Raw genomic sequence first — 24620 nt, 5'->3', positions numbered from 1 at the left:
ATGCATGCCCGCTTGGCGTAGCGGCATGACCCCCACCGTCCGCCGGAGGAGAACAGCGCCTAGAATTGTCCGTTATGCACAATCCGCCTGACCCGCATGTCCGCGTCCGGGGTGCCCGGGAGCACAATCTCCGCGATGTCGACGTGGACATCCCGCGCGACCGGCTGGTCGTCTTCACCGGTGTCTCGGGGTCGGGAAAGTCCTCACTCGCCTTCGGCACCATCTACGCCGAGGCGCAGCGCCGGTACTTCGAATCCGTCGCGCCCTACGCCCGGCGGCTGATCCGCCAGGTGGGCGCACCCAGGGTGCGGGAGATCTCCGGGCTGCCGCCCGCCGTCTCACTGGAGCAGCGCCGCTCCGCCCCCACCTCGCGCTCATCGGTCGGCACGGTCACCACGCTCTCCAACTCGCTGCGGATGCTCTTCTCCCGGGCCGGGGAGTATCCGCCGGGCGCGGAGCGGCTGGACTCGGACGCCTTCTCCCCCAATACGGCCGCCGGGGCCTGCCCGGAGTGCCACGGGCTGGGACTGGTGCACCGCACGAGCGAGGAGCTGCTGGTTCCGGATCCCTCGCTGTCGGTGCGGGAGGGGGCCATCGCCGCCTGGCCGGGGGCCTGGCAGGGCAAGAACCTCCGGGATGTGCTGGACGCCCTCGGCTACGACATCGACCGGCCGTGGCGCGAGCTGGCGCCCGCGGACCGGGAGTGGATCCTCTTCACCAAGGAGCGGCCGGTGGTCACGGTGCACCCGGTACGGGACGCGGACCGGATCCAGCGCCCCTATCAGGGCACCTATATGAGCGCCCGGCACTATGTGCTGCACACCTTCGCCGACTCCCGGAGCCCGGCACTGCGCGCGCGGGCCGAGAGCTTCCTGGCCGGTGCGCCCTGCCCGGCCTGCGGGGGCGGCAGACTGCGGCCGGAGGCGCTGGCCGTCACCTTCGCGGGACGGACCATCGCGGAGCTGGCGGCGCTGCCGCTCACCTCACTGGCCCGGCTGCTCTCCGGTGCCGGACCGGCGGATGACGCCGCTCCCGGTGACACGGACGGCGGCGACACGGACGGCGGGGAGACCGCGCGGGTGCTCACCGCCGACCTGCTGGCCCGCATCGGCACCGTCACCGAACTGGGACTCGGCTATCTCAGCCTCGACCGGACCACCCCCACCCTCTCCAGCGGCGAGTTGCAGCGGCTGCGGCTCGCCACCCAGCTGCGGTCCGGGCTCTTCGGTGTGGTGTACGTGCTGGACGAACCGTCCGCCGGGCTGCACCCGGCGGACACCGAGGCACTGCTGACGGTGCTCGGCCGGCTCAGGGCGGCGGGCAATTCGGTGTTCGTGGTGGAGCACCATCTGGAGGTGATGCGGAGTGCGGAGTGGCTGGTCGATGTGGGGCCGGGCGCCGGTGAGCACGGCGGCCGGGTGGTGCACAGCGGTCCCGTCGCCGGGCTGGCCGGGGTGGCGGAGTCGGCGACGCGCCGCTTTCTCTTCGACCGCGCCCCGGCACCCGCGCGGCCGGTCCGCGAGCCCTCGGGGGTGCTGGAGATCGGGCCGGTCACCCGCCACAATCTGCGCGGTGTGACGGCACGGCTGCCGCTGGGGGTGCTGACGGCGGTCACCGGGGTGTCGGGGTCGGGAAAGTCAACCCTCGTGGGGGCCATCACGGAGGGATCACCGGGCGCGGAACGGATGGTGACGGTGGATCAGCGGCCCATCGGCCGCACTCCCCGTTCCAATATCGCCACCTATACGGGGCTCTTCGACGTGGTGCGGAAGCTCTTCGCGGCCACCGGTGAGGCGAGGGAGCGGGGATACACGGCGGGCCGGTTCTCGTTCAATGTACGGGGCGGCCGGTGCGAGACCTGCCAGGGCGAGGGGTTCGTCTCGGTGGAGCTGCTCTTTCTGCCGAGTACGTACACACCGTGCCCCGAATGCGGGGGCGCCCGCTACAACCCGGCGACGCTGGAGATCCGTTACCGGGGGCGGAACATCGCGGAGGTGCTGGATCTGACGGTGGAGTCGGCGGCGGAGTTCTTCGCCGGGATTCCGGCGGCGGAGCGCAGCCTGGGCGCGCTGGCCGAGGTGGGGCTCGGTCATCTTCAGCTCGGCCGGCCGGCCACCGAGCTGTCGGGCGGGGAGGCCCAGCGCATCAAGCTGGCCGGCGAACTGCAGCGGCCGCGCCGCGCCCACACGCTCTATGTCCTGGACGAGCCGACCACCGGGCTCCATCCCGCCGATGTGGAGGTGCTGATGCGCCAGCTCAACGGTCTGGTGGACGCGGGGCACTCGGTGGTGGTCGTGGAACACGACATGGAGGTCGTCGCGAGCGCGGACCGGGTGATCGATCTGGGCCCCGGCGGGGGCGACGCGGGCGGCAGGATCGTGGCGGAGGGCACCCCGCGCGAGGTGGCGGCGGCCGGGGCCGGCCCGACGGCGGGGTATCTGGCGGCCGTGCTGCGCGGCGGGCGCGGGCCGGCGGCCGGCGGAGTGTGAGCCCGGCGGCGTACGGCGGGCACCCGCCGGGGTCACACCCCGCCGGCTCACGGAGCGGCGGTGTCGGCCTCCGCGCCGGGACGGCCCTCCCCCGCCATGAACCGCCAGACCAGCCCGTGCCCGATGAGCACCAGCAGGCTCAGCAGGATCGCCTCGGCCTGGATGGGCCGCAGACCGATGTGCCCGGCCAGTTCGGGTGCCACCCCCACGACGGCGATCAGGACATAGACGACGGCCGCCGCGAACTGGGGCAGGGTCAGCCGGGCCGCGGCCGGGTCCCGGGAGCCGCGCCCGAGCAGCCGGACCGTGGACAGACAGCCGGCGACGGAGACCAGCACAAAGCTGATCCGCCAGATCTCCGGTGTCTCCAGGCCGCCCACCTGGGCGAAGAGACCCATCAGGGCGGGCAGCAGGAAGGAGAGATAGATGCCGCCCACGATGCGGCGCATCGCGGGTACCCGCAGCCACTCCGCGTGCCCCTGCACCACGTTCCACCAGAGGCCGACCAGGGTGAAACAGGTCGCCGAGAAGAGTGCGTAGAACGTGCTGACATCCACCGTGCCTCCCGCGCGGATTCCGGGCGGGATGTGCGGCACCCCGTCCGCGGCCCCGGCCGGGCGGGGTGCCGCACGGGCACGGGACACGGCCGGGGTGCCGGATGCGCGGCGGGCTCCCCCGCCACACGGGCCGAGCGTCCCATGCCGGTGCGGTCACGGTGGTGGACCGACACCCACGACACACTCGAAGCGGTGCGCGAGTGCGCCCGCCCGGTCGTGCGGCGGGGTGCCGGTCCGGGGTGTGGCACTACGCGTAGGTGTAGTGCGGGGTGTGATCCAGCAGGGCGGCCGGGGTCACATTGTTCCAGGGGCGCATCGTGTCGTTGAGATCGACCACATTGGCCGTGCCCGCCGCCGGGAGGTACGGCGAGGAGGGGTGCAGCGCCTGCCAGTCGGCCCAGAGCTTGTCCACGAAGGCGTGGTGCATCCAGAAGACCGGGTCGTTCGGGGAGACACCGGTGGCCATCTGGCCGCCGACCCAGACATGGACCCGGTTGTGCAGATTGACACCGCGCCAGCCCTCCAGATGGTTGCGGAATCCTTCGGAGCCGCTGTTCCAGGGCGCGGCGTCATAGGCGGCCAGGGCGAGTACGGAATCGGCCTCGGCCCGGGTCGGCAGCGGACGCCCGCCCCCGCCCAGGGCCCGGCGCAGAAAGGTGCGGCTGTCCGTGCGGACATTGAGCGTCCAGTTCCCCGTGGAGAAGGCGAACGGCCCGTCGGTCACCTGGCCGTCACGGCTGCGCCCGGTGCCGCCGAGGAAGTTGGGGGCCCAGAGCGAGGATCCGGCGGTGCGGTCGGCGGTCCAGTCCCAGTAGGGAATCGAGACGGACGGATCGACCGACTGGAGGTCGCGCTCGAACTGTATGAGGTACTGACGGTGCCAGGGCAGGAAGGACGGCGAACGGTGGCCCACCCGGTCGCCGCTGTCGGTGTCGCTCATGATGAACGCGTTGTGGGTGGTGACATAGGGGTCGTACCGCCCGGTGCTCTTGAGGGTCAGTACGGCGTTGACGAATGCCTGCTTCTCGGCGCTGGTGAGGTTCGCCTGGTTCTTGCGTACGGTCATCGCGATGGCTCCCGGATCAGCCGAGGTCGAGGGGGACAAGGGCGGCGCCCTGGAGTTCGGCGACGGCGGCACGGGCCACCGCCCGCGGGGTCGCGAAGGTCTCGTAGTGGTTGACGACGCTGATCCAGGTGCCGTCCGCGTTCCGCATCACATGCAGTTCCCTGCCGTCTATCAGCACCCGGTAGTCGCCGTGGCCGGCGTGGTGCCCCCCGTGGGCGTGGGCGACGGGTTCGCCCTGGATGCGGCGGCCCTGGTGGACCTCGTCGAAGGGCGCGGGAGCCGCCGGGTCCTGGCCGTGCGAGGTGTTTTCGGCCGGGGAGCCGCCCGGCGTCCGCTGTACCGCGCCCGCGGATGCGGCGCCGACGACCGCGATGCCTGCGGCCACGCCTGCGGCGGTGCCCAGGGCCCGGCGGCGGGAGAGTCGGGACATGACTGATGAACCCCCTGATGAGTGGTGGAGGCGGCCCGCAGGTCAGCTCGGGCCGCCGTGATCATGAGTACACGCCGTGTGACGGCAGGGAGAAGAGGGGTGAACTCCGGTTGACCGCTATACGGACATGTCTCGAACACGCGCCCACGGCACCGCTTTTTTGATCTTGCTTTGCGGCCGGTGACCCCACCCCGGGGAAGCAAATATTCCGCGCCGAGTATGTCGTTCTCATGAAGATCTTGCGGAGCCGGGAACAGCTCTGTGCCCGCCCTCACATGGCCACAATGTCCGGAACTCTGCCCATCACTTGCCACATTTCCGGTCGGGCGACGGCACGCGGGCATACGGAAGGGGCCGGGCGCACTTCCGCGCCCGGCCCCTCCACCGCCCTCGCGGCTACCGCTTGACCTTGCGGTTCGCCCGCAGCCACTCCTTGTTCATCGCCGCGATCGACGGCAGCGGAATGCCCTTGGGGCAGGCGGTGGCGCACTCGCCGGTCAGAGTGCAGCCGCCGAACCCCTCCTCGTCCATCGCCGCCACCATGTCCAGCACCCGGGTCTCGCGCTCGGGCGCCCCCTGCGGCAGCACATTGAGGTGGTTGATCTTCGCCGAGGTGAAGAGCATCGCCGAGCCGTTGGGGCAGGCGGCGACACAGGCCCCGCAGCCGATGCACTCGGCGTGTTCGAAGGCGAAGTCGGCGTCGGGCTTGGGCACCGGGGTGGCGTGGGCCTCGGGCGCGGCACCGGTCGGGACGCTGACATAGCCGCCGGACTGGATGATCCGGTCGAAGGCCGACCGGTCGACGACGAGATCCTTGACCACCGGGAAGGCGGCGGCCCGCCAGGGCTCGATGTCGATCGTGTCGCCGTCGGCGAAGGAGCGCATGTGCAGCTGGCAGGTGGTGGTCCGCTCCGGGCCGTGCGCGTCGCCGTTGATGACCAGACTGCAGGCACCGCAGATGCCCTCGCGGCAGTCGTGGTCGAAGGCGACCGGATCCTCACCGCGCAGGATGAGTTCCTCATTGAGGGTGTCGAGCATCTCCAGGAAGGACATGTCGGCGGAGATGCCGTCGACCTCATAGGTGGCCATGGCACCGGGGTCGCCGGGCCGGCGCTGCCGCCAGACGCGCAGGGTGAGCCTCATGCGTAACTCCGCTGAGTGGGGTGGACGTACTCGAAGACAAGCTCCTCCTTGTGGAGGACGGGTGCGGCCCCGGTGCCCCGGAACTCCCAGGCCGCGGCGTAGCCGAACTCCTCGTCGCGGCGGGCCGCCTCCCCGTCGGGGGTCTGGGACTCCTCCCGGAAGTGGCCGCCGCAGGACTCGCGCCGGTGGAGCGCGTCCAGACACATCAGCTCGGCCAGTTCCAGATAGTCGACGATCCGGTTGGCCTTCTCCAGCGACTGGTTGAACTCCTCGCCCGTGCCCGGCACCTTGATCCGGCGCCAGAACTCCTCGCGGATCCGGGGTATCTCCTCCAGCGCCTTCCGCAGCCCCTCCTCCGTGCGGGCCATTCCGCAGTACTCCCACATCAGCTCGCCGAGCTCGCGGTGGAAGGAGTCGGGGGTGCGGTCGCCGCCGACCGCGAGCAGCAGCCGGAGCCGGTCCTCGGTCTCGGCGATCACCTCGGTGACCGCGGGGTGGGTGATGTGCAGCGGACGGCCCGGCGGATTCTCGGCGAGATAGTCGCTGATCGTGGACGGCAGGACGAAGTAGCCGTCGCCCAGACCCTGCATCAGCGCGGACGCGCCCAGCCGGTTCGCCCCGTGGTCGGAGAAGTTGGCCTCGCCGATCGCGAAGAGTCCGGGGACGGTGGTGGAGAGGTCGTAGTCCACCCAGAGGCCGCCCATCGTGTAGTGCACGGCGGGGTAGATCCGCATCGGCACCTCGTAGGGATTCTCGGCGGTGATCCGCTCGTACATCTCGAAGAGGTTCCCGTACTTCTCCTCGACCTTCGCACGGCCCATCCGCCGGATGGCGTCGGCGAAGTCCAGATAGACGCCCTGCCCGCCGGGGCCCACACCGCGCCCCTCGTCACAGACGTTCTTGGCGGCGCGGGAGGCGATGTCGCGCGGGACGAGATTGCCGAAGGAGGGGTAGACGCGCTCCAGGTAGTAGTCCCGCTCCTCCTCCGGGATCTCGTTGGCGGGGCGCTGGTCGCCATGGGCCCTGGGGACCCAGATACGGCCGTCGTTGCGCAGCGACTCGCTCATCAGCGTCAGCTTGGACTGGTGGTCGCCGGTGCGCGGGATGCAGGTGGGGTGGATCTGGGTGAAGCAGGGGTTGGCGAACAGCGCCCCGCGGCGGTGGGCCCGCCAGACGGCGGTGGCGTTGGAGTTCATGGCGTTGGTGGAGAGGTAGAAGACATTGCCGTATCCGCCGGTGGCCAGGACCACCGCGTCGGCGAAGTGAGGAGTGATCTCCCCGGTGACCAGATCGCGGGCGACGATGCCCCGCACCCGGCCCTTGACCACGATCAGATCGAGCATCTCGGTGCGCGGGTGCAGCGTGACATTGCCGGCGGCCACCTGCCGGGAGAGCGCCTGGTACGCCCCCAGGAGAAGCTGCTGGCCGGTCTGGCCCCGGGCGTAGAAGGTGCGGGAGACCTGGACCCCGCCGAAGGAACGGGTGTCGAGGAGCCCGCCGTACTCCCGGGCGAAGGGAACCCCCTGGGCCACGCACTGGTCGATGATCTCCACGGAGATCTGGGCGAGCCGGTGCACATTGGACTCGCGGGCCCGGAAGTCGCCGCCCTTGACGGTGTCGTAGAAGAGGCGGTGGACCGAGTCGCCGTCGTTGCGGTAGTTCTTCGCCGCGTTGATGCCGCCCTGGGCGGCGATGGAGTGGGCCCGGCGCGGGGAGTCCTGGTAGCAGAACTGCTCCACGTGGTAGCCCTGCTCGCCCAGGGTCGCCCCGGCGGCGCCGCCCGCCAGTCCGGTGCCGACGACGATCACGGTGTACTTGCGGCGGTTGGCCGGATTCACCAGCTTCGCCCCGAATCGGCGGCGGTCCCACCGCTCGGCGATCGGCCCCTCGGGGGCCCGGGTGTCGGCGATCGGGTTGCCGGTCTCGTACTGCGAATAGGTCATCTCAGCTCACGACTCCGGTCATGACGGCGACGGGTACGGCGATGAAACCGGCGGTCAGCAGCACCGCGCAGCCGTTGGCGGCGGCCTTGAGGGCACGGTCGCGGCGGGCGTTTCCGGCGCCGAGGGTCTGGGCGGCGCTCCAGAAGCCGTGCCGGATGTGCAGACCGAGGGCGACCATGGCGGTGAGGTAGATGACATTGCCGTACCAGGTGGAGAAGGTGGCCACGAGGTTCTCGTACGGGCGGCCCGGCTGGGCGTTCTCGTTGACGGTCAGGGTCGTCAGATCGAGGATGTGCCACACGATGAAGAGACCGAGGATGACACCGCCCCACCGCATGGTGCGGGTGGCATAGCTCGCGCGCTTCCGCTTGTGGACATAGGCGGTGGGCCTGGCCCTGATGTCGCGCCGGCTCAGCTGGTACGCGGAGACCGCGTGCGCCACGACGGCGGCGAGCAGCACGATACGGACGAGCCAGAGCGCCCACTCCTCGTGGAGCACGGGTGCGCCCACGGTGCGCAGCCAGTGGGCGTACTCATTGAACTCGCGCGGTCCGGAGAAGACCTTCAGATTGCCCAGCACATGGGCGGCGAGATAGCCGAGCATGATCAGGCCGCTGACGGCCATGACGGTCTTCTTGCCCAGGGTGGATCCCCAGAAGGAGCGCGCGGGCGGGGATTGCCGATCCCCCGGCCGCCGCTGTTCGGTCCGCGATGCCAGAGCCATGGGGGAACGGTAGAGCCGGAACCGTCAAGAGGTCCAAGACATGATTCCGCTCATCTCGATAGGCATGGCCTATCGTGGCACCATGCAGTTCCAGCAGCTTCTCTACTTCGTGGCGGTCGCCGAGGCCAGGCACTTCACCCATGCCGCCGAGCAGGTGCATGTCTCCCAGCCCTCGCTCTCACAGCAGATCCGCGCGCTGGAGACGGAGCTCGGGGCGGAGCTCTTCAGCCGGGCACGGGGCAATATCACCCTCACCGACGCCGGTGAGGCCCTGCTGCCGCTCGCCCGCCGCATCCTGGCCGACGCGGACACGGCCCGGCACGAGGTGCAGGAGCTGGTCCAGCTGCGCCGGGGCCGGGTACGGCTGGGGGCGACACCGAGCCTGTGCACCGGACTGCTGCCCGAGGTGCTGCGGGTCTTCCACGACCGCCATCCCGGCATCCGGCTCCTGATCGAGGAGGGCGGATCCCACGACCTCGTCCGCGAGCTGGCGCGCGGCGCGCTCGATCTGGCGCTGGTGGTGCTCCCGCTGCCTCCCGGGTCGCCCGCGCTGACCACGGTGGAGCTGCTGCGGGAGGACCTGGTGGTGGTCTCCGCCGCCTCGTCCCGGGCGCCGCGCGGGCCGCTGCGGATCGCCGATCTCCGGGATCAGCCGCTGGTGATGTTCCGCCACGGTTACGACCTGCGTGAGCTGACGGTGGCGGCGTGCCGGGCGGCGGGCTTCGAGCCGGCGTTCACGGTGGAGGGCGGCGAGATGGACGCGGTGCTCGGATTCGTACGGGCGGGCCTGGGCATGGCGGTGGTCCCCAGCATGGTCGCGGGGCGTGCGGGGCCGGGATTCCGGGTGACACCGCTCGCGCCGCCGGGGCTGGCACGGACGATTGCGCTGGCGCACCGCAGTGACGTGGCGCCGCCGCGGGCGGCGCGGGAGTTCCAGCGCGTGCTGCTGGGCTCACGATCCTGACCCTTCACCTCCGGCGGGGCCCAGTCCTGTGCGCCCGTGCCCGTGGTGCGGGTGCTTTCCCGGGGCTCCGCCCCGGGCCCGGCGCCTCAAACGCCGGCGAGGCTGAATTTGCTCGCCCTCGTTCGCGGGTGCGGGCTGGCGTGAGGTGCCGTGTCGCGTCCGCCTTGTGTTGTTCGGGTCGCCCGTGGTGCGGGTGCTTTTCCGGGGCTCCGCCCCGAGCCCGGCGCCTCAAACGCCGGCGGGGCTTGGTTTTGGTGCTGTTGGTACGGAGCGGGGCGCCTTGTTCCATGGCGGCCCGGGGGTCCTCCGGGCTCGACTCCTCAGAGCCGGCGGAAACCGGCCCGCTTGTCTCGCGTACCCGGGTATTGCCGCCGGCTCTTCCGGGGACGACCCTGCACACCCCCTCCACGAGCATCGCCCGATAAACGGCCCCCGGGCCCGGAACCGCTTGTTTTTGGTTCGGGAGCGCCCGCCCAGAAGCACCCGCCCACTCTGACGCCCATCACCCACCCACCCCCGGGTGACCTTCCGGACCCGGGCTCCCCGCCTTGTGAAACCGTCTCGGAACGCGCGGACGGGCAGAGCACTGTCATCACGCACTGGGCTTACTCGCGGAAGGGGGGACGCGCAGGAGCGGTACTGGGGCATCAAGCGTGATTTGTGGCGCAAACCCGGGTGATCAAAACAAGACCGGGTCACCGCGCCGTAAATCATGCAGCCCCAGTACCGAACCGGAGCGGCACCCAACCCGCACCAACAAGACCCCCGCCCGAGCAAACGGGCAACCCGCACCAACAAGAGCCCCGCCGGAGGCAGACGCGCCGGGCCCAGGGCGGAGCCCCGGACAACGCACCCCCGGCAGGCGCTCAGACCGCGTCCGCCAGGGAGAGCGCGTGGAGCTGATCCGGCGGCCCCGGGCGGGCGTAGTACCAGCCCTGAGCCGTGTCACAGCCCAGCTCACGGAGCTGATCCGCCTGCGCTCCCGTCTCCACTCCCTCGACGGTGACCGCCAGCTCCAGGCTGTGCGCCAGCGAAACGATTCCCTCCACGATCTTCAGGTCGACCGGGTCCACCGGCAGATGCTGCATGCCCTTGGTGAAGGAGCGGTCCAGTTTGAGGACGCTGACCGGCAGCCGGCGCAGGTTCGCCAGGTTGGAGTACCCGGTGCCGAAGTCGTCGAGGGCGATGTCGACGCCCAGGTCGGCGAGTTGCCGCAGCGGTCTGAGCAGTCCCTCGTCCGCGCCGATCAGCGCCGATTCGGTGACCTCGAGGCAGAGCGCGCCCGGTTCCAGGCCGGAGCGCTCCAGGACCGCGACCGTGTCCCGGACCAGGCCGGGGTGGTGGAGCTGGGTGGGCGAGAGGTTCACATTGATCCGCAGGGGGCCGCCGTCCGCGTGGTGCTCCTGCCAGAACCGGGCCTGGCGGACGGCTTCCTGGAGCACCCAGCGGCCGAGCGGGACGATCAGGCCGGTGTGCTCGGCGAGGGGGATGAACTGGTCCGGCCCGAGGACGCCGTGCTGCGGATGGGACCAGCGGACCAGCGCCTCCGCGCCGTGGACACTGCCGTCGTCCATGTGCACCAGGGGCTGGTACTCGATGAAGAACTCACCGCGTTCCAGTGCGGCGGGCAGCGCGGTGGTGAGACCGTGCCGGGTGATCGCGCGGGCGTCCAGTTCCGGATCGGCGATCTCATAGCGGTTGCCGCCGGCCGATTTGGCCCGGTACATGGTGATGTCGGCGCTGCGCAGCACCTCCGCGGTGGTGCGTTCGGCGGCGGGGCCCTCGACGATGCCGATGGAGCCGCGGACGGAGAATTCGCGTCCGTCCACCCGGATCGGCGCGGCGAGCGCGCCGAGGATGCGGGCCGCGAGTTCGCCGACCTCGTGTTCGGTCTCCGGCCCGGTGGTCAGGGCGACGAACTCGTCGCCGCCGAGGCGGGCCACCATCTCGCCGGGCGCGGTGGCGCAGCTCTGGAGCCGGTCCGCGACTTCGACCAGCAGCCGGTCACCGGTGGCGTGGCCCAGGCTGTCGTTGATGGCCTTGAAGCCGTCGAGGTCGAGATAGCAGAGGCCGAAGCGGGAGTCGTCGCCGCTGGAGAGCGCCTTCTCCAGGCGTTCGAAGAAGAGCGTCCGGTTGGGCAGCCCGGTGAGCGCGTCATGGGTGGCCTCGTACCGCAGCCGCAGATTGAGCAGCCGCCGTTCGGTGGTGTCCTCCAGCAGGGCGAGCTGGTACTGGGGTCTGCCCTCGGGGTCGCGGAGCAGGGAGACGGTGAGGTTGGTCCACAGGACCGTGCCGTCCTGGCGGAAGAACGGTTTCTCCGCCCGGAAGTGCTCGCGTTCCCCGCGGATGAGCTCGCGGTAGAGCTGCCAGATGTGGGGCCGGTCCTCGGGGTGGGACCATTCGGAGACCTTCTTGCTGCGGACGTGCTGTTCCAGTCCGCCGAACATCCGGGTCAGGGTTTCGTTGACCTCCAGGACGTTTCCTTCGAGGTCGGCGATCCAGATGCCGATCGCCGCGCCCTCGAAGACGGCGCGGAGCCGGGCCTCGGTGGCGTGCAGCGCGCTGACGGCGTCCGAGCGGGCGCGGAGCGAGGAGCGGGCGATGGCTTCCTGTTCGGCGAGGGTGCGTTCGCGCAGGCCCTGGGCGAATCCGGCGGCCAGCGCATGCTGGAGCCGGGCACAGCGGGCGCGGCTCTCCTCGGCGGCGGTTTCCGTCTCGGGCGCGCGGTCCGGCGCGGTGCCGGTTCCGGGCCCGCAGTAGAGCACCAGATAGGCGTCGATGACGCCGAGGGTGCCGGCGAGCGCCTCGGGGTCGGTGCAGTGCGCGTCGATCAGCGCGGCTCCGATCCGCTGTGCGGTGCGGGGGTCGAAGGTGCGGGCGTGCAGCGATTCGCTGAGCTGTCTGGCCAGCGGGAGCAGGTGCTCCTCGACCTCGGCTCTGGTGAGCGAGGTCGCCGTCACGGGATAGACGGCGCGGCTCCAGATGGTGGCGAAGCGGCGGAGTCTGTCATCGAGGTCGTCCGGGTCCACCGCGGAACCCGCCGTTTGCGAGGGCGCCATCACGCCTTGTGTCCCACCCCGGCGAAACCTGTGGAGGCATATGCGTCCTCCTGCTCGGCGGGGGTGTCGGGCCGCCATCGCGGCGGGGACACCAGTCCGGGCTCGACCATCTCGTACCCCTCGAAGAACCTGGCTGTCTGTGCATGTGAACGCATGATCAGCGGATTGCGGATGTCCTGGTAGACGTCGATCGCGGGGGCCGCCTCCGCCTCGGAGACGGGGAGACCGTCATGGGCCATGTGGTTGATGACGATCAGACTGCCCGGCGCGAGCGGACCGCTCACTTCGGCGACCGCGCCATAGGGGTCGTCCGCGTCCTCGGTGAAGTGGAGCACAGAGACCAGCAGGAGCGCCACCGGCTGTTCGAGATCGAGCACTCCGGTCACCTCCGGGCTGTCCAGAATCTGCCGGGGCTTGCGCAGATCCCCGGCGGTGAAGGCGGTCAGCGGGTCGCTCTCGGTGAGTGAGCGTCCGTGTGCGACGGCGATCGGGTCGTGGTCGGCGCAGACGATCCGGGCGCCGGGGTGTGCCGCGCGCGCGACTTCGTGAACGCTGCCGAAGGTGGGGATTCCGGAGCCGATGTCGAGGAACTGGGTGACGCCCCGGCCGATCGCGTACCGCACGGCCCGGCGCATGAACGCCCGGCCCGCCTGCATGATTCTCGGCAGACCGGGAAGGAATTCCAGGGCCCGGCGCGCGGCTTCCCGGTCGATCTCGAAATTGTGCGAGCCGCCCAGGTAGTAGTCGTGCATGCGGGACACGCTCGGCATCGATGTATCGATGCCGGGCGGGGCCCAGGCGGGACGCTCCATCGATGTCTCCAACCAAGTCGCGCGGGGAAGTCCGGCCATGTGCACGGCCGGTGTTCGAGCCGAGGCTACTGATCGCCCGCCAATTGGGCGAGTCCAAACGGAAATTCACGGTCCGTTCTTGGTCACACGGATCGCCGCCAGGATCGCGCCGGCGATCCGCCGTCCGATACCGGCCGGGCCCGCCGTGCGGGGCGGCCGGTCCGCCGTCACGCGGGGCATGTGAGGCGGGCCGGACGGGGCCGAGGGCGCCTCGCGGCGACCCCCCGGGCCCTCCGGCCGGCTTTCCCCGGCCTCCGGTGAACACCAAGTGCCGCCCGGGTGTTGTCCGTTGACGGCATCCGGGCCGCTTTCACCGGCGAGGGCGCGGAGGGGCCGGCGGTCGGGGCTCCGCCGCGTGATGCCGGCGGGGCGGGTGAGGGTGACGTACCGCTTGAGCACGATTTCCCTGGTGCCGCACTCTCCGGCAGGAGCGACAACCGGCCATTTCTCCGGGCATTCGCCGGCGCGGAGCGTGCTCATCGGCCGGACCGGGCCCTCCATGACCCCGTGAAGGGTCATTCCATTCCTTCGATGACGGTCTCACCCGGTTCGCGGTCTTCGCGGGTGGGGTCTCCCGCGCGCGGAGGCGGGGCCGGGCCCGGTGAGGTTTCCCCCGGGCCCGGCGGCGGGGCGTGCGGCAGGTGCCGTGCCGCATCGCGAGCCGGCCGGCGGCGCGTGCGGCCCGGGGAGCCGGAGAGGCGCGACACGCCGTCGCGTACACCGCCCGGCCTACACCGATGACCCATTCGCCCGACAGAGATCGCGGACGGAGTACCGCACTCTTAGCGTTCCGGTTGTCGAGGGGCAATCTCCTCCTTCTGTGGAAAATGGTTCCGCGGCTGCTCCTCGGGGACCCGGAGGATTCACCATGCGTGCGATATCTGCCGCATCCGCCGCTCTGCTGGGCGCCGCCGCCCTCTGCCTGACCGCCCCCCTCGCGGCCGCCGCCACGGTGACCGGTTCGGCGCCCGGTACCCCCGGCGTCGACAGCGGCGCCGTTCTCTTCACCGCCAGCCCGTCCACGGTCGCGCCGGGCGGGCGGGTCGCGCTCTCCGCCAGCGGATGTGCCACCACGGCGACCGCGTCGTCCGGTGCCTTCAACGGTGTGACCATCCGGTCCGGCACCTCGACCGTGACCACCGTACGGGCGGATGCCCGGCCCGGTACGCAGTACTCGGTGCAGTTCACCTGCGGAAGCCGGCGGGGGACGTTCAATCTGAACATCGCCGGCGGCCTCTCCACGCCCACCATCGCCGCCACCGCCGCGGTGAGCAGTCCCGCGGCTTCCCCGCAGGGGGTGCGCGGCGGGCTCGGCGGCAGTGTGGGCGAGATGAACGCCGGAGAGATCACCATAGGCGCCGCGCTGGTGGTGACGGCCGCCGCCGCGACCGCGTTCGCGGTGCGCAGGCGGACGCCGGCGGATGACCGCAGGCACTGAGCCCGCGCCGCGGCCCCGCACATGTCCCCGTTCTCCGGCAACCGGTCCCCCGCCGCCGCCATCGCACCCGCGGTGCACGCCCGTCGCCCCGCGTCCCTCTCCGGGACGCGGGGCGACGGGCGTTTCCGGCCGGGCGGGAGTCCCGGCCGGTCAGGCCCTGCCGCCGATGGTCCGGCGGCGGCGGGCGATGAAGAGCGAGCCGCCGATGGCCGCGGTGCCCACGAGCCCGGCACCCACCGCCATCTCGGTGGAGCTGGGGCCCATCGAGCCGCCGAGCCCACCGAGCGCGCCCCGGCCCGAGACCACGGTGAACTGCGCGGTGGCGATGCCCGGGTTGTTGTTGCAGCGGGCCGCGAGGTTGTAGTGCCCCGGCGAGGCGTGGTCGTGGATCCGCGCGGTGGCGGTCGAGGTGTTCTCCCGGTTCTCGCCGCGTCCGTCCCCGCGGTCGTCCCCGCGGGCATCGCCCCGGTCGTCGCCCCGGTCGTCGCCGCGGCTGTCACCCCGGTGGAGGCTGGTCCTGGGGAAGGCGTTGGATGTGACCGTGCCCCCGCGGCTGCACCCGTGGACGGTGATCGTCAGGGTGCCTCCCTGGTGGACGGAGTGCGGATGGACCGAGACATGGATCGGTCCGGTGTCCTGTCTGTCGCCGCCCGCGGTGGCCACCGGGGCCGAGAGTCCGACGGCCGCGCAGGTGACAGCGGCCACTGCGAGAGCGCGTGAAGCACGCATCGTGAACCTCCAGCGGAAGACGCACCGAAGCGGCGCTCCGGGGGATTCGACGAGTACGCCTTCCATGACGAACCCTCACCGGGAGCACCATTCATCGCATTTCGGCGATGGTCCACCCCAGTGAGCGGGCGGCTCCGCGACACACCGGCGACACGCCGCCGGGAGCTGATGGAGCCGCAGGTCACAGACGATCAGCAGGATTGTCGGACCGGATGACACGGATGGGTCACCCCGAGTGGCCGCCGCCACCCGTTCGCCCTTCCCTCCTCGCCGACCCCGGCTCGCTCACTTAGCGTGCGCACAAGCCCCGGGACAACACGGCGAAGGAGAATCATGGGCGAGCGGTACGGCGAGGAGTGCAACGGCTCACAGTGGCGCAAGCCCTCGCCCTGGGGGGTCCTCGCCCTGGTGATGCTCACCGGGATCGCCCTGATGAAGAACGGCGTCGATGTCGCCCTGGGCCCTCCGCAGCCGGCCTCGGCCGCCGCGCTCGTCCGGCCCGGGGAGAGCTTCGCCCCGCTCAGCACCCCGAGGACGCTGGACTCCACCCCGCCGGAGCGGGTGCGCATCCCCGGGATCGACGTGGACGCCCCGATCATGAATGTCGGCCTGGATCCGGACGGCTGGATCGAGGCGCCGCCCGCGGCGGATCCCAATATCGCCGGCTGGTACCAGAACGGCATCTCCCCGGGTCAGCGCGGCACCTCGGTCCTGGTCGGCCATGTCGACAATCTCTCCGGGCCGGCCGTGTTCTACGCGCTCGGCTCCCTCCGCAAGGGCCGCCGGATCGAGGTGCCCCGGCTCGACGGGAAGACGGCGGTCTTCGAGGTGTACGGGGTGGAGGTGTTCGGCAAGGAGAACTTCCCGGCGGCCCAGGTCTACGGGGACACCGGCTTCGCCGAGCTGCGCGTGATCACCTGCGGCGGCGGCTACTCGAAGGCGCACGGCTACGACGGCAATGTCGTGGTGTTCGCCCGGATGGTGAAGACCCTCTGAGGCGGCGGGGCGGGCGTGCCGCCCGGCCCGCGCGGACGATGCGGCATGATGCGCCGGATGAATCATCTCGGACTCGTGGCCCTCGTCGTGCGTGATTACGACGAGGCCATCGACTTTTATGTGAACCGTGTCGGCTTCGACCTCGTGGAGGACACCGCCAGGGGCGCGGGGTCGCGCTGGGTGGTGGTCGCGCCCCGGGGCTCGCGGGAGACGGCACTGCTCCTCGCCCGCGCCGACGGCCCCGCCCAGGAGGCGCGGGTGGGTGACCAGCTGGGCGGCCGGGTCGGCCACTTCCTGAACACCGACGACTTCGGGCGGGACCACGCGCGGATGCTGGCGGCCGGGGTGGTGTTCGAGGAGGAGCCCCGCCATGAGCCCTACGGGACGGTGGCGGTCTTCCGGGATCTGTACGGCAACCGCTGGGATCTCATCGAGCCCGCGGGCGGTGCCGGCGCGGGGGCGGCCGTCTGACATGGCCCCCCGGGCCCGCGCGGACGCCGCGGGCCCGGCCGGGCCACGGGTACGGCCGGGCCACGGGTGTGCGGTCAGCGGCGCGGGACGGTGATGCGGTAGTCGTCGGCCAGCAGATCGGGCAGATAGTGGCGGAGCGCCGCCACACTCTGCGAGCGGTCGCCGCCCGCGTCGTGGGAGAGCACCACCACCCCGGGTGCCGCGCCGTCCCGCACCCGGCTGACGATCGTGCCGGTGCCCGGCTCTGTCCAGTCGAGGGTGTCGACCGACCAGGCCAGCGGCTCCATCCCGAGCTCCGCGCCGATTTCGAAGGAGTGTCTGTTCCAGGCCCCGAAGGGGGCCCGGTACCAGAGCGGCGGCGCGCCGGTGACCTGCTCGATGACCTCGCTGGTGCGGCCCAGTTCGCTGCGGATTCCGGAGGGCGCGAGCCGTGGGATCAGCGGGTGGGACCAGGAGTGATTGCCGATCACATGGCCGTCGTCGGCCATTTCCCGCAGCAGGTCGCGGTGTTCGGTGGCCATCTCGCCGCAGACGAAGAACATGGCGCGCACCTCGTACTCGCGCAGGGTGCGCAGAATCGCGGGCGTGTAGCGGGGGTCCGGACCGTCGTCGAAGGTCAGCACCATGGTCCGCCCGGCTTCGGGGAGCCGGTGGAAGGGCCGGCGGCGCACCGGGGGCAGGGCCCGGCGCATGGGCTGGTACGCCGTCATGGGCTGGAGGCGGTACGCCGACGCCCCCGCGGTCCGCGCGGCGGAGCCGGGGGCCCCGCCCGCCGGATTCTGCCCGGCGGCCGGCGCGGGCGGAGCCGCGGGCCGGCCGGGCCGCGGGCTTCCCGTGCCCTCGGTCAACAACAGCCCTGCCGTGGCCGCCGCACCGAGGTACGCGGCGATCCGGAGCACCGACCGACGGTCCTGCGGTGTCTGATCCTTCTTCATGACCAACTGCTCGCACGCCGCCCGCGCCGGACTCATGATCAACACGCCTCGGCGGACGAATGCACCCGATGGGAGCAATCGTGCGAAATCCCCTCCGGGGGGGCGGCTGTCCTCGTGACGGGCTCCCGTGACCAGGGCCTTCCCGGCAGCCGGTGGGCGGCCACCCTTCCCGCGCGGGCCGTCCAACGCCGCCCCGGAGCTCAGAGCTCCGGGGACCGGCGACGGGCGATGGGCGACGGGCGACGGACTCGGGCCAACCCTGGTCCGGCCGGCGACGGAATACGACAGCCCGCCACCCCCGGAGCGCGAGCAGTGCCGACGGCGGCGCGCGAGCCGGCAGTCACCCTCCCCGCGTGAGCCGTCGAACCCCGCCCCGGCGTTCAGCACTCCGGCGACCGGCGGCGGGCTCGGGCCAGCCCTCGGCCGGCCGGCGACGGAATACGACAGGCGGCAGCCGCCCCCGGACCGGACGCGGTGCCGACGGGGGCGTGCGGTCAGGCGGGCGGGGCGTCGGCGGTGGGCCGGTGGAGGTCGGGGCGGTCGCAGCAGGTGTCGAAGCCGCCGTGGCAGGTGGATTCCGTTTCGCCGCTGGTGGGGCAGTGGTAGGTGGTGGCACCGGGGTCGCAGATGTGTGTGTCGTCGTGGTCGGTCATCGTGACTCCGGTCGGGGCGGTGGTGTGCGGGGCGTTCCGGGGCCGGTTCGGCCCCAAAGGCACATGTGTACCCGACACGGGGCGGCCGGTCCTGCCGTCGCGACTGTTCGCGGGCGCTCCGGCGCGCGAGCGGACACCGGCTCAGCGGCTCAGCGGCTCAGCGGCTCAGCGGCTCAGCGGCTCAGCGGCTGGACATCGTCAGGCCGTCCGCCGACGCTCCCCTGCTCAGCACCGCCGTACGGACCGATTCCAGGGCCTCCCGGTAGTCGTCCCGGTCCGCGCCCCGGTCCAGCGCGTCCGCGACATTGATCACGCGTCCGGCCCCGATGTCCATCAGCTGCGGGATGAACTCCGCCCTGCGCACCTCCCATCGCGCGTCCGGCCGGAGCGGCGGGAGGGGCGGGGCGAAGGTGAAGCGGGCGATGGAGCCCTGGTTGCCGCGGGCGTCGAAGCCGCCCGAGTGGTTGAACATCGGGCCGGCGATCTGGTCGCCCATGCCGTAGACCACCCAGGTTCCGTTGACCTTCTCGTACGCCTGGGGGACATGCGCATGGGTGCCGATGATCAGATCGATGTCGGGCCGGTCCGCCGGGCCGGCGGCGGTGAGGCCGCGGGCCAGCTCGCGCTGGATCTCGTCGGGTTCGGTCTGCCATTCGGTGCCCCAGTGCAGGCTGACGACGACCACATCGGCGCCCGCCCGCCGGGCGGCGCGGGCGTCGGCGAGGATCCGGTCCCGCTCCATCGGGGCGACCGCCCAGGGCTGCCCTTCGGGGAGCGGATAGCCGTTGGTGCCGTAGGTGTAGGCGAGCTGGGCGACTCGCGCGCCGCGCGCCGCGAGCCAGGCGGGAGTGCGGGCCTCGGACTCCGTGCGGGCCGATCCCGTGTGCCCGACGCCCGCCGCGTCGAGGGCGTCCAGGGTGCGCCGGATGCCCTCGGCGCCGTCGTCGAGGGAGTGGTTGGAGGCGGTGGAGCAGGAGTCGTACCCGGTGTCGGCGAGTCCCCGGGCGACCTGCGGCGGGGAGGTGAAGGCGGGGTAGCCGCGGTAGTCGCCGTCCGCGCCGTAGACGGTCTCCATGTGGCAGATGGCCAGATCGGCTGCGGAGACCACGGGCCGGACCCCGGCGAGCATCGGGGCGAAGTCGTATCCGCCGTCCTCCGAGTCCAGCCGCGCCCGGCGGATGACGGAGTCGTGCGGGAGCACGTCGCCGCTGGCGACCAGGGTGAAGGCGCGCTTCGCCGCCGGGCGCCCCGCGGGCGGCGCGACGGGGGCGGCGGGAGCGAGCACCAGCGCCGGCGGGCCGGCCGCGGCGGGGGAGGAGCCCGCCGGGCCGGGGACCGGCCGGTCCCCGGCCGGGGGCGGACCGGCGCAGGCCGCCGCGGCGGCCCCCAGGAGTACGGCGGTAACGGCGGCTGCCCGCCGCGGGCTCCGGGGCATGGGCGACTCCAACCAGGACAATTACCTTAAATATGACAATCCGACTGGACAGGTCGCCATGAGTGCCCGTCAAGCAGCCGCGCCAGGAGGTCACCGAAACGGACCCTTTCCATCCGTATTGCGCCGTTCGCCGCCCCGGCTCCCCCGCCGTCCGGATCCGGCCGCCCGCTCACCGCACCATTCGCCGCTCCGTGCGACCGCTCGCCGAAGACCGGCCGGGGCCTGCTGTCCCCGGGGCCCGGGATGCGTTCGGATACGCCACACACAAGCGAGCCACGTGACAGCGACCACCGGGCGAAAGGGTGTCGGCAATGGCGACGGCGACCGTGACGGCTTCCGCGACCACCGACGAGCGGGCCATCGTGGAACTCCAGCGCGAGCACGGCCGCGCGCTGCTGACGTTCCTCCAGGGGCTGACCTACGGGGACCGGCAGCGTGCCGAGGATCTGCTCCAGGAGACGCTGGTACGCGCCTGGCAGCATCCGGAGGCGTTCCGCGGTCCGTACGAGTCGATGCGGCCCTGGCTCTTCACCGTGGGCCGGCGGCTCGCGATCGACGCCCGCCGCTCACGGCTGGCCCGCCCCACCGAGATCGGCGACGGGGTACTCGCCGGCACCGCCGACCCGCTGGACATCACCGAATCCGCCGTGACCGCCCTCGACGTCCGCGCGGCGGTCGGATCGCTCAGCCCCGAGCACCGGGCGGTGCTCGGGCGGATCTACTTCCAGGGGCTGAGCGTGAACGAGGCCGCCGAATCCCTCGGCATCCCGCCGGGGACGGTCAAGTCGCGGACCCACTACGCCCTGCGCGCCCTCGCCCGCTGCCTCCCCGGCTACACCGGGCCGCGCGGGGCACACCGGCGGAGCCGGGCATGAGCCCGGCTCCGCCCCTCCGAGCCGTCCGCTCCCCACGAGCGGGCGGCTCCCTCATGCGCGGAGCCGGGACTCCGCACCGTCCCGCGAGCCCCCGCAATCCCACCGATCCTCCTCTCCCCCTGGGGCCACGGCGAGAGTCGTGCGATATGCGAAACGTCACGGTGAAGTTGAGTAAAGATGCGCCGCGAAGCGTGTCAAACGGTGGAGGCTCGTCTCCGAGTCGGCATATGACGTCGTCCGGAAGAAGGTGGCAAGGGTGCACCCCGAGAGTACGAACGGCACCAGCGGAGGCGCGCCGGCGATCCCCATGGCATGGCTCTGCGCCGAATATGTGGCGGACGAGATGCTCCGCACCGGCGCTCTCGTGGAGTGCGGCTCACTGGAGTACCGGGCGGGCCGGGAGACCCTCGCCCTGACCATCCATCTCTGCGACGGCTCGGCGGAACTCGGCGGTGTCGAGGCGATGTCCGGAATCGAGGAGTGGCTGAGTCTCACCGCCTACGGCCATCCCTGGTCCGAGTGGGTCCAGGAGCGGATGGCCGCACGCGAGGAACACGAACGCGGCCTCGGCGGCGGGACCGATCCGGATCTGGCGCTCGCCCGCAAGTCCTGGCGGTGGCTGCGGCAGACCGAACTCCTCGCCCCCGACCTCGGGGAGCCCGAGCCCTGGCATCAGGCCGGTCCGCCGACCCCGCTCGTGGACGAGTGCGAGCAGAGCTGGACACCGGCCTGGCGGCTGGGGCTGCCGCTGAGCCATCTCGCGATCCATCTCTTCTGACGGACGGCGCCGCGACGGCGGAGGCGGGGAACGGGGCCGGGTGAGCGCGGGCCGGGGCGGCGGGGTCAGCGCGGGCCGGGGTCGCGGCGGCCCGGTGAGGAGTGCACCCCCGCCCGGTACTTGGGAATCCGGACGGTGATCTTCATCCCCGCGCCGACCGCCGTCTCGATCACCAGGCCGTGGTCGTCCCCGTACACCTGGCGCAGCCGGTCGTCCACATTGGAGAGCCCGATGCCCGCCGAGCCGCTCCGCTCCCCCGCCAGGATCCGGCGCAGCTCCGCCGGATCCATCCCCACCCCGTCGTCCTCGATGGTCACCACGGCCTCGGCCCCGGCGTCCCGCGCGGCGATGGTGACACGGCACTGGTCCGGCGAGTCCTCCAGACCGTGCTTGACCGCGTTCTCCACCAGCGGCTGGAGGCAGAGGAAGGGCAGTGCCACCGGCAGCACCTCCGGGGCGATCCGGAGGGTCACCTTCAGCCGGTCGCCGAAGCGCGCCCCGGCGAGCGCCAGATACTGCTCGATCGAGCGCAGTTCATCGGCGAGGGTGGTGAACTCGCCGTGCCTGCGGAAGGAGTACCGGGTGAAGTCGGCGAACTCCAGCAGCAGCTCCCGCGCCCGCTCCGGATCGGTGCGGACGAACGAGGCGATCGACGCCAGCGAGTTGTAGATGAAGTGCGGTGATATCTGCGCCCGCAGCGCCCGGATCTCCGCCTCGATGAGCCGGGTGCGGGACCGGTCGAGCTCCGCCAGCTCCAGCTGGACCGAGACCCAGCGCGCGACCTCGGTCGCCGCCCGCACCAGCACCGCCGACTCCCGTGAACCGTAGGCGACCAGCGCCCCCAGCACCCCCTCCTCACCGGTCAGCGGGGCGATCACGGCCCACCGCAGCGGGCAGTCCAGCCGCTCGCAGTGGGTCTCGACGCTCTGGCTGCGCCCGGAGTCCAGCATCTCGGCGACCCGGAGCATCACCCGCGGCCGGTGATGGTCGAGCCCGGGTCCGTCCCAGGCCAGAACGGACTCCCGGTCGGTGAGGCAGAGGGCCTCGGTGCCGAGCAGGGAGCGCAGCCGCCTGGCGGCCTTGCGCGCGGTGTCCTCGGTGAGCCCGGCCCGCAGCGGGGGCGCCGCGAGGGAGGCGGTGTGCAGGGTGTGGAAGGTCGCCCGCTCGACCGGGGTGCCGAGGTCGAGATCCGGCCTGGAGGCCCGGCGTTCGGCCAGCCGGCCGAGGGCCATCCCGGCGGCCAGCAGCGCCAGCGCCGCCGCGATGAGCACCGCCGGCTCCGTACCGCTCATCGGTCCGCTCCTTCCGCTTCTCCCGGCCGGCCGGGCCCCACGAGATCCTCCGGGAGATGGAGCCGGGCGAGGATGGCGGCGGCCCCGGGCGGTATGTGACGGGGGGTGGCCAGCGAGACCACCACCATGGTGAGAAAGCCGAGCGGCACCGACCAGACGGCGGGCCAGGCCATCAGCGTGTGCGCCCACCCCTCGGGGGCCGCTCCGGCCCGGGTGGCCATCACCGCGGTGAGGGCGCAGCCGCCGCCGGTGAGCAGCCCCGCGGCGGCGCCGGGCGGGGTGAGCCGCCGCCACCAGATGCCGAGGACCAGCAGCGGGCAGAAGGACGAGGCGGCGACGGCGAACGCCAGCCCCACCGCGTCGGCGACCGGCACATCGGTGGCGACCACACTGAGGCCGAGCGGTACGGCCATCGCGACCGCGGTGGCGAACCGGAAGCCGCGCACTCCGAGCGAGGGCAGCAGGTCCTGGGTGATGACACCGGCGACGGACATGGTCAGCCCGGAGGCGGTGGAGAGAAAGGCGGCGAACGCCCCGCCGGCCAGGAGCGCGCCGAGCAGATCGCCCGCGACACCCCCGATGACCCGTTCGGGGAGGACGAGCACAGCCGCGTCCGCCTCGCCGGTGAGGGCCAGTTCGGGTGCGTAGATCCGGCCCAGCGCGCCGTAGACGGACGGCAGCAGATAGAAGACGCCGACCAGTCCGAGAACGATCAGGGTGGTGCGGCGGGCGGCCCGGCCGTGCGGACTGGTGTAGAAGCGGACGGCGACGTGCGGAAGACCCATCGTGCCGAGGAAGGTGGCGAGGATGAGTCCGTAGGTGGCGTACAGACCGGTGCCGTCCCGGCCGCCGGAGAGGGGCTGGGACCAGCCGGCCGGGTCGTCGCCGGAGCCGGCCCCGGCGGGCACCTCGGCCCCCTCGGGCAAACCGAGAGCGGTGCCCGCTTCGATGCGGTGCTCACCCGCGCCGAGGGTGATCCGGTCCCGGTGGCGGACGGTGCCGTCGACCGTGCCGGTGACGGTGAGGGTGAGCGGTCGATCCAGTTCGATCCGTACGGTGTCCTCGATCCGTACGACGGTGTGGTCCCGCAGCGCGCCGGGCGCGTCGAAGCGGGCACGCGGGGCGCCGTCGCCGGTCCAGGCGGCGATGAGGAAGACCGCGGGGACCAGGAGCGCGGTGAGTTTGAGCCAGTACTGGAACGCCTGGACGAAGGTGATGCTCCGCATCCCGCCCGCGGCGACCGCTCCCGCGACCACCACGGCGACCACCACTCCCCCGACCCAGCCGGGGGCGCCGGTGAGTATCTCCAGGGTCAGTCCCGCGCCCTGGAGCTGGGGCAGGAGGTAGAGCCACCCTATGCCGACGACGAAGAGGGTGGAGATGCGGCGCACGGTGACGGATTCCAGCCGTGCCTCGGCGAAGTCGGAGAGGGTGTACGCCCCCGAGCGGCGCAGCGGGGCGGCGACCAGCACCAGCAGCACCAGATACCCGGCCGTGTAGCCGACGGGGTACCAGAGCATGTCCGGGCCCTGGAGCAGAACAAGTCCGGCGATGCCGAGGAAGGAGGCGGCGGAGAGGTACTCACCGCTGATGGCGGCCGCGTTGAGGCCCGGTTTGACGGTGCGGGAGGCGACATAGAAGTCGGAGGTGGTACGGGATATCCGCAGCCCGAGGCCGCCGATGAGGACGGTGGCGAGGACGACGGCGGTCACCGCGGCCACGGCGTGGGCCCGGCTCACCGGCCGGCACCGCCCGCCGGGCGCGGCGCGCCGGAGCGGCGGACCCGGTGGTA

The 24620-nt window shown here is 72.1% G+C and carries 21 protein-coding genes; 7 read left to right on the top strand and 14 right to left on the bottom strand.

Annotated features, from left to right (window positions below; all coding sequences use genetic code 11):
* Positions 1–74: 74 nt before the first annotated feature.
* Positions 75–2489 (top strand): excinuclease ABC subunit UvrA, encoded by a 2415-nt coding sequence (locus AAFN69_RS07995; protein ID WP_347727620.1) that lies wholly within the window; start codon positions 75–77, stop codon positions 2487–2489.
* Between the two features lie 47 nt (positions 2490–2536).
* On the opposite strand, the gene AAFN69_RS07990 is transcribed toward AAFN69_RS07995, so the two are convergent.
* From AAFN69_RS07990 to AAFN69_RS07965, 6 genes are all read right to left on the bottom strand, one after another.
* Complete coding sequence (locus tag AAFN69_RS07990; RefSeq protein ID WP_347727619.1) at positions 2537–3046, bottom strand: hypothetical protein; 510 nt, start codon at positions 3044–3046, stop codon at positions 2537–2539.
* A gap of 247 nt (positions 3047–3293) precedes the next feature.
* Positions 3294–4112: a tyrosinase family protein gene (locus AAFN69_RS07985; protein ID WP_347727618.1), complete on the bottom strand. Its 819-nt coding sequence runs from the start codon at positions 4110–4112 to the stop codon at positions 3294–3296.
* A gap of 16 nt (positions 4113–4128) precedes the next feature.
* Positions 4129–4542: a tyrosinase cofactor gene (locus AAFN69_RS07980; RefSeq protein WP_347727617.1), complete on the bottom strand. Its 414-nt coding sequence runs from the start codon at positions 4540–4542 to the stop codon at positions 4129–4131.
* A gap of 396 nt (positions 4543–4938) precedes the next feature.
* The gene (locus tag AAFN69_RS07975; protein ID WP_347727616.1) at positions 4939–5685 is read right to left on the bottom strand and encodes a succinate dehydrogenase/fumarate reductase iron-sulfur subunit; all 747 of its coding nucleotides are present in this window, start codon (positions 5683–5685) and stop codon (positions 4939–4941) included.
* On the bottom strand, positions 5682–7628 hold the full coding sequence (locus AAFN69_RS07970) for a fumarate reductase/succinate dehydrogenase flavoprotein subunit (protein WP_347727615.1): 1947 nt from the start codon (positions 7626–7628) through the stop codon (positions 5682–5684). The genes AAFN69_RS07975 and AAFN69_RS07970 overlap by 4 nt, the downstream gene beginning before the upstream one ends.
* Before the next feature lies 1 nt (position 7629).
* Positions 7630–8352, bottom strand: coding sequence for a succinate dehydrogenase (locus tag AAFN69_RS07965; protein ID WP_347727614.1), 723 nt, complete (start codon positions 8350–8352; stop codon positions 7630–7632).
* Between the two features lie 82 nt (positions 8353–8434).
* Between AAFN69_RS07965 and AAFN69_RS07960 the strand changes: the two genes are divergently transcribed.
* A complete protein-coding gene (locus AAFN69_RS07960) occupies positions 8435–9316 on the top strand; it encodes a LysR substrate-binding domain-containing protein (RefSeq protein WP_347727613.1) in 882 nt (293 codons plus the stop codon).
* Positions 9317–10182: 866 nt separating this feature from the next.
* Here AAFN69_RS07960 and AAFN69_RS07955 read toward each other — a convergent pair.
* Complete coding sequence (locus tag AAFN69_RS07955) at positions 10183–12378, bottom strand: EAL domain-containing protein (RefSeq protein WP_347727612.1); 2196 nt, start codon at positions 12376–12378, stop codon at positions 10183–10185.
* On the bottom strand, positions 12375–13187 hold the full coding sequence (locus tag AAFN69_RS07950) for an SAM-dependent methyltransferase (protein WP_347727611.1): 813 nt from the start codon (positions 13185–13187) through the stop codon (positions 12375–12377). Before AAFN69_RS07950 ends, AAFN69_RS07955 begins: the two co-directional genes overlap by 4 nt.
* A 907-nt stretch (positions 13188–14094) precedes the next feature.
* Between AAFN69_RS07950 and AAFN69_RS07945 the strand changes: the two genes are divergently transcribed.
* Complete coding sequence (locus AAFN69_RS07945; protein WP_347727610.1) at positions 14095–14664, top strand: hypothetical protein; 570 nt, start codon at positions 14095–14097, stop codon at positions 14662–14664.
* A gap of 150 nt (positions 14665–14814) precedes the next feature.
* Here the strand turns inward: AAFN69_RS07945 and AAFN69_RS07940 are convergent, their stop codons facing one another.
* The gene (locus AAFN69_RS07940) at positions 14815–15393 is read right to left on the bottom strand and encodes a hypothetical protein (RefSeq protein WP_347727609.1); all 579 of its coding nucleotides are present in this window, start codon (positions 15391–15393) and stop codon (positions 14815–14817) included.
* A 333-nt stretch (positions 15394–15726) separates the two neighbouring features.
* On the opposite strand from AAFN69_RS07940, the gene AAFN69_RS07935 reads away from it, so the two are divergent.
* Positions 15727–16389 (top strand): class F sortase, encoded by a 663-nt coding sequence (locus AAFN69_RS07935; RefSeq protein WP_347727608.1) that lies wholly within the window; start codon positions 15727–15729, stop codon positions 16387–16389.
* A gap of 57 nt (positions 16390–16446) precedes the next feature.
* The gene (locus AAFN69_RS07930) at positions 16447–16860 is read left to right on the top strand and encodes a VOC family protein (RefSeq protein ID WP_347727607.1); all 414 of its coding nucleotides are present in this window, start codon (positions 16447–16449) and stop codon (positions 16858–16860) included.
* Between the two features lie 74 nt (positions 16861–16934).
* On the opposite strand, the gene AAFN69_RS07925 is transcribed toward AAFN69_RS07930, so the two are convergent.
* The 3 genes from AAFN69_RS07925 to AAFN69_RS07915 form a co-directional block, all read right to left on the bottom strand.
* Complete coding sequence (locus tag AAFN69_RS07925) at positions 16935–17795, bottom strand: polysaccharide deacetylase family protein (protein WP_347727606.1); 861 nt, start codon at positions 17793–17795, stop codon at positions 16935–16937.
* Between the two features lie 494 nt (positions 17796–18289).
* Positions 18290–18448: a hypothetical protein gene (locus AAFN69_RS07920; protein ID WP_347727605.1), complete on the bottom strand. Its 159-nt coding sequence runs from the start codon at positions 18446–18448 to the stop codon at positions 18290–18292.
* Positions 18449–18629: 181 nt separating this feature from the next.
* The gene (locus AAFN69_RS07915) at positions 18630–19883 is read right to left on the bottom strand and encodes a CapA family protein (RefSeq protein ID WP_347727604.1); all 1254 of its coding nucleotides are present in this window, start codon (positions 19881–19883) and stop codon (positions 18630–18632) included.
* A 311-nt stretch (positions 19884–20194) separates the two neighbouring features.
* Between AAFN69_RS07915 and AAFN69_RS07910 the strand changes: the two genes are divergently transcribed.
* Both AAFN69_RS07910 and AAFN69_RS07905 read left to right on the top strand, forming a co-directional pair.
* A complete protein-coding gene (locus AAFN69_RS07910) occupies positions 20195–20758 on the top strand; it encodes a sigma-70 family RNA polymerase sigma factor (protein ID WP_347727603.1) in 564 nt (187 codons plus the stop codon).
* 256 nt (positions 20759–21014) lie between these two features.
* Positions 21015–21536 (top strand): hypothetical protein, encoded by a 522-nt coding sequence (locus AAFN69_RS07905; protein WP_347727602.1) that lies wholly within the window; start codon positions 21015–21017, stop codon positions 21534–21536.
* Positions 21537–21601: 65 nt separating this feature from the next.
* Here AAFN69_RS07905 and AAFN69_RS07900 read toward each other — a convergent pair whose 3' ends face one another.
* Both AAFN69_RS07900 and AAFN69_RS07895 read right to left on the bottom strand, forming a co-directional pair.
* A complete protein-coding gene (locus AAFN69_RS07900) occupies positions 21602–22828 on the bottom strand; it encodes a histidine kinase (RefSeq protein WP_347727601.1) in 1227 nt (408 codons plus the stop codon).
* Entirely contained in the window at positions 22825–24567 is a 1743-nt protein-coding gene (locus AAFN69_RS07895; protein ID WP_347727600.1) for a cation acetate symporter, read from the bottom strand. Before AAFN69_RS07895 ends, AAFN69_RS07900 begins: the two co-directional genes overlap by 4 nt.
* Positions 24568–24620 lie beyond the last annotated feature (53 nt).

Source organism: Streptomyces sp. CAU 1734, from assembly GCF_039888735.1.
In the GTDB taxonomy this organism is placed as follows: Bacteria; Actinomycetota; Actinomycetes; order Streptomycetales; family Streptomycetaceae; genus Streptomyces.
Note: the sequence above shows the minus strand (reverse complement) of the source record. Positions and strands in the feature narration are given on the sequence as shown.

Bases quoted from the DNA above. Each gene is read 5' to 3' on its own strand.
- AAFN69_RS07995 (WP_347727620.1), top strand. From the start codon at position 75: ATGCACAATCCGCCTGACCCGCATGTCCGCGTCCGGGGTGCCCGGGAG.
- AAFN69_RS07985 (WP_347727618.1), bottom strand. From the start codon at position 4,112: ATGACCGTACGCAAGAACCAGGCGAACCTCACCAGCGCCGAGAAGCAG.
- AAFN69_RS07980 (WP_347727617.1), bottom strand. From the start codon at position 4,542: ATGTCCCGACTCTCCCGCCGCCGGGCCCTGGGCACCGCCGCAGGCGTG.
- AAFN69_RS07975 (WP_347727616.1), bottom strand. From the start codon at position 5,685: ATGAGGCTCACCCTGCGCGTCTGGCGGCAGCGCCGGCCCGGCGACCCC.
- AAFN69_RS07970 (WP_347727615.1), bottom strand. From the start codon at position 7,628: ATGACCTATTCGCAGTACGAGACCGGCAACCCGATCGCCGACACCCGG.
- AAFN69_RS07965 (WP_347727614.1), bottom strand. From the start codon at position 8,352: ATGGCTCTGGCATCGCGGACCGAACAGCGGCGGCCGGGGGATCGGCAA.
- AAFN69_RS07960 (WP_347727613.1), top strand. From the start codon at position 8,435: ATGCAGTTCCAGCAGCTTCTCTACTTCGTGGCGGTCGCCGAGGCCAGG.
- AAFN69_RS07950 (WP_347727611.1), bottom strand. From the start codon at position 13,187: ATGGAGCGTCCCGCCTGGGCCCCGCCCGGCATCGATACATCGATGCCG.
- AAFN69_RS07945 (WP_347727610.1), top strand. From the start codon at position 14,095: ATGCGTGCGATATCTGCCGCATCCGCCGCTCTGCTGGGCGCCGCCGCC.
- AAFN69_RS07940 (WP_347727609.1), bottom strand. From the start codon at position 15,393: ATGCGTGCTTCACGCGCTCTCGCAGTGGCCGCTGTCACCTGCGCGGCC.
- AAFN69_RS07935 (WP_347727608.1), top strand. From the start codon at position 15,727: ATGGGCGAGCGGTACGGCGAGGAGTGCAACGGCTCACAGTGGCGCAAG.
- AAFN69_RS07930 (WP_347727607.1), top strand. From the start codon at position 16,447: ATGAATCATCTCGGACTCGTGGCCCTCGTCGTGCGTGATTACGACGAG.
- AAFN69_RS07925 (WP_347727606.1), bottom strand. From the start codon at position 17,795: ATGAAGAAGGATCAGACACCGCAGGACCGTCGGTCGGTGCTCCGGATC.
- AAFN69_RS07920 (WP_347727605.1), bottom strand. From the start codon at position 18,448: ATGACCGACCACGACGACACACACATCTGCGACCCCGGTGCCACCACC.
- AAFN69_RS07915 (WP_347727604.1), bottom strand. From the start codon at position 19,883: ATGCCCCGGAGCCCGCGGCGGGCAGCCGCCGTTACCGCCGTACTCCTG.
- AAFN69_RS07910 (WP_347727603.1), top strand. From the start codon at position 20,195: ATGGCGACGGCGACCGTGACGGCTTCCGCGACCACCGACGAGCGGGCC.
- AAFN69_RS07900 (WP_347727601.1), bottom strand. From the start codon at position 22,828: ATGAGCGGTACGGAGCCGGCGGTGCTCATCGCGGCGGCGCTGGCGCTG.